This is a genomic window from Leclercia sp. M50, from assembly GCF_037150775.1.
GTDB lineage: Bacteria > Pseudomonadota > Gammaproteobacteria > Enterobacterales > Enterobacteriaceae > Enterobacter.
In genome coordinates, this window is record NZ_JBBCPK010000120.1 from 1 (window position 1) to 9799 (window position 9799).

11 protein-coding genes are annotated in these 9799 nt (G+C 57.2%); 4 read left to right on the forward strand and 7 right to left on the reverse strand.

The genetic code is table 11. The annotated features are described in order from the left end of the window. The 4 genes from WFM46_RS20660 to WFM46_RS20675 form a co-directional block, all read right to left on the reverse strand. Nucleotides 1–268: arylamine N-acetyltransferase (locus WFM46_RS20660; RefSeq protein ID WP_336998411.1), on the reverse strand; the 268-nt coding region annotated here is incomplete at its 3' end. 72 nt (nt 269–340) lie between these two features. Then, entirely contained in the window at nt 341–1996 is a 1656-nt protein-coding gene (locus WFM46_RS20665) for an ABC transporter permease (RefSeq protein WP_336998412.1), read from the reverse strand. Between the two features lie 38 nt (nt 1997–2034). Then, on the reverse strand, nt 2035–3003 hold the full coding sequence (locus WFM46_RS20670; protein ID WP_336998413.1) for an ABC transporter substrate-binding protein: 969 nt from the start codon (nt 3001–3003) through the stop codon (nt 2035–2037). Next, the gene (locus tag WFM46_RS20675) at nt 3000–3692 is read right to left on the reverse strand and encodes an ABC transporter ATP-binding protein (protein ID WP_336998414.1); all 693 of its coding nucleotides are present in this window, start codon (nt 3690–3692) and stop codon (nt 3000–3002) included. The genes WFM46_RS20670 and WFM46_RS20675 overlap by 4 nt, the downstream gene beginning before the upstream one ends. Before the next feature lie 136 nt (nt 3693–3828). On the opposite strand from WFM46_RS20675, the gene WFM46_RS20680 reads away from it, so the two are divergent. Then, the gene (locus WFM46_RS20680; RefSeq protein ID WP_159338841.1) at nt 3829–4401 is read left to right on the forward strand and encodes a flavin reductase family protein; all 573 of its coding nucleotides are present in this window, start codon (nt 3829–3831) and stop codon (nt 4399–4401) included. Nucleotides 4402–4542: 141 nt separating this feature from the next. Here the strand turns inward: WFM46_RS20680 and WFM46_RS20685 are convergent, their stop codons facing one another. Next, complete coding sequence (locus tag WFM46_RS20685; RefSeq protein ID WP_336998415.1) at nt 4543–5160, reverse strand: hypothetical protein; 618 nt, start codon at nt 5158–5160, stop codon at nt 4543–4545. Nucleotides 5161–5176: 16 nt separating this feature from the next. After that, nucleotides 5177–7279: an elongation factor G gene (gene fusA, locus WFM46_RS20690; protein ID WP_336998416.1), complete on the reverse strand. Its 2103-nt coding sequence runs from the start codon at nt 7277–7279 to the stop codon at nt 5177–5179. Nucleotides 7280–7561: 282 nt separating this feature from the next. Between fusA and WFM46_RS20695 the strand changes: the two genes are divergently transcribed. From WFM46_RS20695 to WFM46_RS20705, 3 genes are read left to right on the forward strand one after another with little or no spacing between them, the layout of a single operon-like run. Then, entirely contained in the window at nt 7562–8044 is a 483-nt protein-coding gene (locus WFM46_RS20695) for an Hcp family type VI secretion system effector (protein ID WP_159338837.1), read from the forward strand. Continuing rightward, complete coding sequence (locus WFM46_RS20700) at nt 8041–8517, forward strand: DUF2778 domain-containing protein (RefSeq protein ID WP_103179659.1); 477 nt, start codon at nt 8041–8043, stop codon at nt 8515–8517. Before WFM46_RS20695 ends, WFM46_RS20700 begins: the two co-directional genes overlap by 4 nt. Continuing rightward, the gene (locus tag WFM46_RS20705) at nt 8517–8753 is read left to right on the forward strand and encodes a hypothetical protein (protein WP_336998417.1); all 237 of its coding nucleotides are present in this window, start codon (nt 8517–8519) and stop codon (nt 8751–8753) included. Before WFM46_RS20700 ends, WFM46_RS20705 begins: the two co-directional genes overlap by 1 nt. A 149-nt stretch (nt 8754–8902) precedes the next feature. Here the strand turns inward: WFM46_RS20705 and WFM46_RS20710 are convergent, their stop codons facing one another. Further along, entirely contained in the window at nt 8903–9349 is a 447-nt protein-coding gene (locus WFM46_RS20710) for a hypothetical protein (protein WP_336998418.1), read from the reverse strand. Nucleotides 9350–9799: the final 450 nt, after the last annotated feature.

Genomic DNA, 9799 nt, shown 5'->3' on the forward strand with positions numbered 1-9799 from the left:
GGCTGCGCACATGGAATCCCACCTCACGCAGCGCCCGCTCGAAGAGCCCATTCTGCTCAAAGCAATACCCGCCGCGGCGGGCGGTGACCAGCTTATCCACCAGGGATTGCTCGTCGAGCTGGATTTCACGCGGCAGCACCACATCGATATTCTCAAACGGAACGGCGCTGTTGTGATGCAGGTGCAGGCCCCGCAGGGTGGCGATGTCCGCAGAAACCGGCTGCTGCCAGCCGGTACGGGCGAGATAAGCGGTCAAAAACGGGGTCATAATCAGTTTCCTTTTTACAGTTTTCCTTGTTTATAAACTAATTTACCCCAGTCACTGTTTCAAAAGTGCTTTTTATCCGCGCGTGGTGCGTTGCATGATCCCGAGCGCCGTTAACATCAGCACCAGCCCGGTCAGCAGCGTCAGGGTCGCCATCGCCATTCCCTGTCCGACAGAACCCTGCTCGAACTGCCGCCAGATAAATACCGAGACGGTCTGTGTGCCCGCCGGGGCCAGCAGCAGCGACGTCACCAGCTCGCGCGAGGCGATGGCAAACACCATCAGCATCGCCGCCAGCATCGCCGGGGAGACCAGCGGCAACACGATAAAGCGCAGCGCCTGCAACGCCGAGGCGCCATGCACCCGCGCGGCAGGCTCAAGATTCCCTCCCAGCTGGCGCAGCGCGCTGCCAACGTAGCGCACCGGCCACGGCAACAACAGGCAGCAGTAGGACAGCAGCAATATCGCCCAGCTGTTATAGGGCGAGACCGGCCAGAACGGACGGTTCCACAGCAGGATCAGCCCCACCCCGACCACCACGCCCGGCAAGGCGGCAGGCATCAGGGAGAGCGCATCCAGAACGCCGCGCCCTTTGATCTTCTGCACCACCACCAGCCACGCGGCCAGCAGGCCCAGCACGCCGGTAATACAGGCCGCCCCCAGCGCCAGCGACAGGCTGGTGCCCAGCGCCGACAGCGCATCCCCCTGCTGGCTGAAAAGCGCCGCATAGTGCCCGCCGGTCAGATTATCCAGCGTCACCCCGCCAGACAGGGTTCCCAGCACCCCGGACAGGGCCATCGATGCCCCCGGCAGGATCACCGCGATAAACCCGGTCAGCGCAAAAACAGCGACAACCGGCAGCGTAAAATTCCCGGCGCCGGCGCCCATATTCTCGGTCGGTTTGCCGGTAATGCTGGTCACATCCTGATGCCCGGTCAGCTTTTTCTGCAGCCACCAGGCACTCAGGGCGATAACCACCAGCACCACGGAAAGCATCGATGCGCCCGAAAGATCGATCGGCCAGTCCGCCAGCTTTTTCTCGATATCGGTGGTGAGCATCACCACGCCAGCGCGCGTGCCGAGAGCGGCAGGCACGCCAAACTCTTCAATCGCCAGGGTAAAGGCCAGCAGCATCCCCGCCGCCAGCGACGGCGAAAGCATGGGCAGCGTGATATGCCAGAACGCCCGCCCGGGGCTGGCACCGTGAACGCGGGCCACCAGCGCCAGACGCTGGCCGCTCGCCAGCAGGCTGCGCGACACCGCAAAATAGATCACCGGGAAGATATTCAGCGCCATCACCAGCACGATCCCGCTCCTGCTGAACAGCAGGTCGTTGAGATTGACCCCGGTGATCTGTTGCAGATAGCCGTTGGTTTGCAGGACCAGCATCCAGGAGAGCGCGGCGATATAGGGCGGGGTTAAAAACGGGATCAGAAACAGCAGATCCCACAGCCTCGGCAGCGGCAGGTTAAACAGTCCGCGCGCCACGCCGAGGGGAAAGCCGATCAGCGCACTGACCAGGGCGACGCCAAGGGCAATTTGCAGCGTACCGCCCAACATGCCCGGCAGTTGCGGCTCCGCCAGTAGCTGGCTGATGCCGCTGAACGCCCCGGAGAACTGTCCGGCGCTGAAGTGCGGAAATACCGCCTGGAGCAGAATAAAGGTGAGCGGAAACGCCACCAGGATCAGCAATAATCCCAGCGTCGTTACCGATAAATATTTAGGATTCACGAAGCCGTCCTGAAGACGGGGTTGCCCCCGTCGCCTGATTATAAGGTGAAGAGCGTGTTGAAACGCTTGAGGATATCGCTGCGCTCGCTGTTGCCATCGCTTTTGGTCGGCAGAATTTTCAGGTCGTTAAGCAGCGGACGTTTGGCCTGCACGTCGCCGCGGGCCGGCATCAGCCAGGCATCGGCCACCATCGCCTGACCTTCCGGGGAGAGAACGTAATCCACAAAGGCTTTAGCGTCATCCGCATGCTGGGCGGATTTGAGGATCATCATCGGACGCGGGGCAATCACCGTGCCGCTGGCCGGGAAGATCACCTTCAGGGATTCGCCCTGGCTGATGTTGCCATACGAGACATAATCCACCGCGCCGAACACCGCCGCTTTGGCTCCCTGCATCACCGGGGTGACCGCCTGTGCGTTCGGGCCGCTTACGACCATGCCGTTCTTTTTGAGCTCATCAAACAGGGTCCAGGCCTTGTCGCCCATGCCATTCTGCAACCCGATCAGCAGATCGAGAGAAGCACCGGACAGCGCCGGGTCCGGGGTGGTGACTTTGTCTTTAAAGGCGGCGGTGGTCAGATCGCGCCACTCTTTCGGCTCCGGGGTGCCGCTTTTGGTGTTCCAGACGATGCCCAACGCCGACACGCCCTGGGCGACAAAGTCCTCTGATTTCAGATCCGCAGGCACGTTGGCCGCATTGGCGCTCTGGTACGGCAACAGCCAGCCGCGGTAGTGCAGATCTTCCGCGGTATCCCAGGAGGCGGAGATCAGAATATCGGCCTGCGGGTTAGCCTGCTCCGCTTCAAGGCGGGCCATCACTTTGCCGGTGGTGGCCTGGAAGATATCCACCTTCACGCCGGTCTTCTTTTCAAAGCCGCTGGCCAGATTTTTGGCGAGCGAGCCAGGCCCCGCGGTGTAGACGGTCAGCGCGTGGGCGCTGGAGATCATAACGGACGATAACGCCATGGCTAACAGCACTCCTTTTTTGACGGACATTGTAGCTTTCATGCGAACTCCCCTGAGGTGGTAATCAAACGATCGGCAGCGACGCTGCCAGCAGATAAATGCACGATGCGATCGGCCAGGATTTCAGCCTCCCGGCGGTCGTGGGTAACATAGACGGCGGTGGTGCCGAGCTGGCGCAGCAGTGATGCCATCTCATGACACAAGGTGCCACGCAGTTCGCTGTCGAGGTTGGAGAGCGGCTCGTCAAACAGCAGCACCCGCGGTTCCGCGACAATCGCCCGGGCCAGCGCTACGCGCTGTTGCTGTCCGCCCGAGAGCCCCGCCGGTTTGCGATCGGCGAAGGCGCATAAGCCGACGCGATCCAGTGCCTGCGCCACGCGGCTTTCGCGTTCCTGACGCGGAACATGGCGCATCTTCAGCGGGAACATCACATTCTGCGCCACCGTCATGTGCGGCCAGAGGGCGTAATCCTGGAACACCATGCCGATGTCCCGGGCTTCCGGCGACAGCGCCCATCCGGTTTTCGCCACCAGGCGATCGCCAAAATGGATCTCACCCTGTGCGGGCTGGGTTAACCCCGCCAGCAGACGCAACAGGGTGCTTTTGCCGCAGCCCGACGGCCCCAGCAGCGCAACCACGCTACCCGGCTCGATATGCAGATCGATTTGATTCAATACAGTATTCGCGCCAAAAGCGTACGACACGCCTTTAAGCGATATGGAAGTGAGCATCTTGTTATCCTCTTTGGGATTTGATGCCCGCCACTGTAGGCAGCTTGTGTTGCGAAAACATGACACCTTTGTTGCGTATTGATTTCCGATGGCTTTCAGACGTTTAATGCTCTGATGCTAATGATGAGGAATTTCTATGAGCCACTTCCGCCCCGTTGAGTTAATGCACGCCAGCCGCCTGTTAAATCACGGCCCCACCATCCTGATCACCAGCCGCGACGACTCCCTGGACCGCCGCAACGTCATGGCCGCCGCCTGGTCGATGCCGGTGGAGTTCGAGCCGCCGCGGATCGCCATCGTGGTGGATAAAAGCGCCTGGTCGCGGGAGCTGATTGAGCGCAGCGGCATGTTCGGGATCGTCATTCCCGGCGTGGCGGCCACCAACTGGACCTATGCCGTGGGCAGCGTCAGCGGGCGCGATGAGGATAAGTTCAACTGCTACGGGATTCCGGTGATTAACGGCCCGGTGCTGGGGCTGCCGGTAATTGAAGAGAAGTGCCTGGCGTGGATGGAGTGCCGTCTGCTGCCCGCCACCTCCGCGGCAGAAAAATATGACACCCTGTTTGGCGAGGTGGTCTCAGCCGCCGCCGATGAACGGGCGTTCGCGGCCGGACGCTGGCAGTTTGACGACGATAAGCGCAACACCCTGCACCACCTGGGCGCAGGCACCTTTGTGACCAGCGGGAAGCAGGTGAAAGCGCCTGAGTGAAATAACCGGTGTTTACTCAGGTGCCGGATTTTGCCCGGCGGCGCTGCGCTTGCACGGGCCTACACGAGCACGGGAGACGTAGGCCGGGTAAGGCGCAGCCGCCACCCGGCGTTGCAGGTCCTGCACTGTAGTCAATATCTTCTAATAGGTCTTATAAGGGATACGCATCCGATCCAGCAGGTTGGTAAAATCCTGCACCGCTACAAAAGCCACCGCGCCTTTGCCGGGGATGACGTTGGTGATGATCCCCACCGTCTCCCCGGTCAGGCTGTCTATCACCGGCCCCCCGGACATGCCCGACACCGCCCCCGCCCCGGTGATGATGCCGTAGTAGCAGCCTTTGCGCTTCACGAAGCCGTCGATCTTACCCCGGCTGGATTTGGGCAGACTGTTAATGGCGCTGTAGCCAAACAGCGTAACGTTGCGTCCGGCCCGGGCCCAGGCCAGTTGATGCACGATCTTGCCGCGGTTGTTATCGCCAATCACCGCGACATCACAGGTGGGATGCTGCGCCCTGACCGGCTTGAGCAGCGGCACCGCGACGTGCGCGGCGGTGAGCGACAGTTGACTTGATACCGGGAAAGTGGTGCCCTGCATCCCGGCGGCAAACCAGTTCAGCGGCGCCGGCAGGCCGATAAAAACCATATCCGCCTGCCGGGTCGCGGCAAAATCGGTTTTGCTGGTGCCGGACATCACCACACACCCCAGCAGCATAAGGGGTGCCATGAGGGCGGCGAAAGCAAAATGCAGACGCTTCATGGTTCACCCCACGGGCCTACTTTTTCGACCGTCCGGCGATGATCTCATCGGCGACGATGCGCGGCGCTTCGGCGTAGTGGTGGAACTCCATGCTGTAGGTTGCCCGCCCCTGGGACATGGAGCGCAGCGTGGTGGCGTAGCCGAACATCTCCGCCAGCGGCACGTCGGCGCGGATAATCTGGCTGCCGAACTGCTCCTCCATCCCCTGCACCAGCCCGCGCCGGGAGGAGAGATCGCCCATAATGTTCCCGGCATACTCTTCCGGGGTTTCCACCTCCACATGCATCATCGGCTCCAGGATCACCGGGTCGGCCTTGCGCGCTGCGTCCTTAAAGCCAAAGATCGCCGCCATGCGGAAGGCCATCTCCGAGGAGTCGACATCGTGATAAGAGCCGAAAGTCAGTGTCGCTTTGATATCCACCACCGGATAGCCCGCCAGCACCCCGCTGTTCATCGCTTCCCGCAGCCCTTTCTCAACCGACGGAATATACTCCCGGGGCACCACCCCGCCCTTGGTGGCATCGACAAACGTAAAGCCGCTGCCCGGCGCCTGCGGCTCAAGGCTCAGCACCACGTGGCCGTACTGCCCTTTGCCGCCGGACTGGCGGACAAACTTGCCCTCGACGTCACTCACCGCTTTGCGAATGGTTTCCCGGTAGGTCACCTGCGGGCGACCAATGTTGGCCTCGACGCCAAACTCCCGCTTCATGCGGTCGACGATGATCTCCAGATGCAGTTCGCCCATCCCGGAAATGATCGTCTGACCGGACTCTTCGTCGCTATGCAGGTGGAAGGAGGGATCTTCCACCGCCAGACGATGCAGGGCGATGCCCATCTTCTCCTGGTCAGCTTTGGTTTTTGGCTCGATGGAGAGGGAGATCACCGGGTCCGGGAACTCCATCCGCTCAAGGGTGATCACCGCGTTGGGGTCGGTCAGGGTGTCGCCGGTAGTGACATCTTTCAACCCGACGCAGGCGGCGATATCCCCGGTGCGCAGCTCCTCCACGTCGTGACGGTCGTTGGCGTGCATCAGGACGATACGCCCGATGCGCTCCTTCTTGCCTTTTACCGGGTTAAAGACCGCGTCGCCCTTTTTCAGCACCCCGGAGTAGACGCGGATAAAGGTTAGCTGACCGACGTAGGGGTCGGACATCAGCTTGAACGCCAGCGCCGAGAAGGGTTCGTCATCATTAGGGTGGCGCTCGGCGTGCTGGCCTTTTTCATCCACGCCGTCGATAGCGGGCACGTCGAGGGGGGACGGCATCAGCTCGATCACCGCATCGAGCATTCGCTGCACCCCTTTGTTTTTAAAGGCGCTGCCGCAGAGCATCGGCTGGATCTCGCCAGCCACCGTCCGTTTACGTAAGCCGCGGATAATTTCTGCCTCGTCGAGCTCGTTGGTGTCGAGGTATTTATCCATCAGCTCGTCGCTGGCCTCCGCCGCCGCAGAGACCATTTTATCCCGCCAGGTCCGGGCAGTGGCCTGTAAATCATCCGGCACCGGGGCATAGGTAAAGGTCATCCCCTGGGTAGCGTCATCCCAGATGATGGCCCGCATGTGGATCAGGTCCACCACCCCGGTGAAATGCTCTTCCGCGCCGATGGGGATGACAATCGGTACCGGGTGGGCTTTGAGCCGGTCGATCATCATCTGCACCACGTGGAAGAAATCGGCCCCCGGACGGTCCATCTTGTTGACAAAGGCGATACGCGGCACCCGGTACTTATTGGCCTGCCGCCAGACGGTTTCCGACTGCGGCTGTACCCCGCCTACCGAGTCATAGATCATTACCGCCCCGTCGAGCACCCGCATGGAACGCTCCACCTCGATGGTAAAATCGACGTGGCCGGGGGTGTCGATGATATTGATCCGGTGCGGCTCATAGCTGCGATCCATGCCGGACCAGAAGCAGCTTACCGCCGCCGAGGTGATGGTAATCCCCCGCTCCTGCTCCTGCGCCATCCAGTCGGTGATCGCCGCACCATCGTGGACCTCCCCCATCTTATGGCTCACCCCGGTATAGAAGAGGATGCGCTCGGTGGTGGTGGTTTTACCGGCATCAATATGCGCAGAGATACCGATATTGCGATAACGCTCGAGAGGAATAGGCCGGATCATGATGCATCCTTATTTTATGGACATGACAAACACGCGCTGGGTTAGCGCGCGCAGGTATGTAGATCAGTGTAGTGCCCTGTCAAAGGGGGGACGGGTGATTCTGCGGTGAATGTACTGAGAACATTTCAACGCCAGGAGTTCGATGCAGGCTAGCCCGCATGAATCAACTTTGTTTAAACGAATAAAAAAACCTTATTTATTTTCGCGATCAATGTTTTTGCAAATTAACCTTAATGTATGTAGGCTTTTTTTCGTTTATCAACTAATTAAAGGATTACACAAATGGCAATTCCAGCTTACTTATGGATGAAAGACGATGGTGGAGCTGATATTAAAGGATCGGTTGATGTTAAAGATCGTGAAGGAAGCATTGAGGTTCTGGGTTTTAGTCATGGATTACACTTACCGACTGATAATAGCACAGGCAAAATCACCGGAACGCGCTTACATGCGCCATTAACATTTCAGAAAGAATTTGATTCCTCAAGCCCATATATATACAAGGCTGTAGCTCAGGGGCAGACACTAAAAAGCGTAGAATTGAAATGGTATAAAATTAATCACTCAGGACAAGAGGAAGAGTACTTCAATATGTTACTTGAGAACGTTAAGGTTATTTCAATTTGCCCCATGATGCACGATTGTAAAAATCCAGCAACTGAAAAGCATAATCATCTGGAAGCAGTATCCTTACGATATGAGAAAATAACATGGAAATATTGTGATGGGAATGTCATTTTCTCCGATAGCTGGAATGAACGATGATCCAATGCACTTTCCATCTAAATGGGAATCAACTAAGTAATCTGAGCTGCCCCGGGATAGGTTTTTTTCCGGCTTATTCTGGTACAGGCACATCACGCAACAATGCTAATGATATTGCAATCCCTTCTATCGGACCGCTACCGCCAGGTTTATACTACATTGTTACACGTGGTACAGGTGGTGCACTAACAGGGTTGAGTGATGCTTTTGCATCGTTCGTATCCGGTTCGGACAGGTCAGTATGGTTTGCTTTGTACAGACATGACGCACAGATTGATGATATTACGTTCACAGGACAGGTAGAAAGAGGACACTTTCGCTTGCATCCCGCTGGTTATAAAGGCGTAAGCGAAGGTTGTATTACCTTGCCGCGTCTATCAGATTTTATGCTGTTACGCGATGCTTTGCTTAAAACGCCAACCATACAAGTAACGTCCTCATTAACTGCTTTCGGTACTATACAGGTGTATTAATGAAGCCACTGCATTACGTGTTATTATGGATTGGGGAAGCGCTGCTATACACCTTGGTGTTAGCGGCCTTATTTTTACTGATACCAGAAATGAAAGCCTATAATTTGGTGAGAATGTTTACAGATGTCATCCCTGGTGATACATGGGATAAATATTATTTCCTTTCCCTCTGCATTTTATCATTACTCATCGTAGCCATCATCGTTTATATAACTGCTTCACTGAAAAAGAGATAAAATCAACACCCTTATAGATAATAACTGTAAGGGTGTTTCGTGAATATCACAACCTAACAACTCTTCGATAATCATGTTGGCCGAATTAAATTCAGAGATTCATTTTCATGCCAGATACTCTAAGCATTAAGAAGTAAATTTTATCGTTTTCAAAGTAATACATCGCCCTGCTCTGTCCTCAGCCAGCGCGGAGCTTTCAGCCTGTAACTAAAATAACTCACTAGGTCAAACAGCAAATCTTCGATAACGCGCTGCTGCTCGCTTGTCAGCATGCCACTCATTGTCAACTGAGTGAGTTCCTGACAGTACCGGCACAGAGTATCGGTTTCCGGCTCGAACACGGGGAGATGAGTGGGCAGCGTATCAATGGTCAACACATCCACCATTTCCGGAGGAATGGGCTCGTTAAGCGTCGGCATCAGTAGAGAGAGGCTGGTAGACAGCCGTCCGCACAGAGCCAGTTTATCTCGGGGATCGTCGGCTTCTACCATCGCTTCAACGTAGCGTTCGCAGTTATCTGCAAGCTCGATGAAATCGGTAAGATGGCTGAAGGGTCTGGTAATTAATGCGTGAATTGGGGTTAGGGTCGTAGCCATATTGACAACCTCACTAAGTGATTAATTTACATCACCACAGGAGAGGCTAATCTCGCTGGTGGTGAACTGAACGGAGTTAGCCTTACCGGCCTTAGTGACACCGGCGCGCTTTGCAGCGCCCCCGTCCAGCCCACCATTGAGGTGTAGCAGGTCGCACGGCGCAAATGAAGCTTTGCGCCGTCACTAAGGTTGCAGGAGGCTAATCCCAACGCCTGATTTTGCAAGCGCAACAAGAAGATACTGCGATACAGACGAGACGGCAAGAGGCATTCCCGGAAGCAGCCTCGCAAATTGTTGAAAAAACGCCGGGTGGTGGCTGCGCCTTACCCGGCCTACGGGGCCGATGCCGTTGTAGGCCGGGCAAGCGCAGCGCCGCCCGGCACTGCTCCTGTCAGGCGATCATTATCACCCGGATATCATTCACGTTGGTTAATGTCGGACCGGTCACCA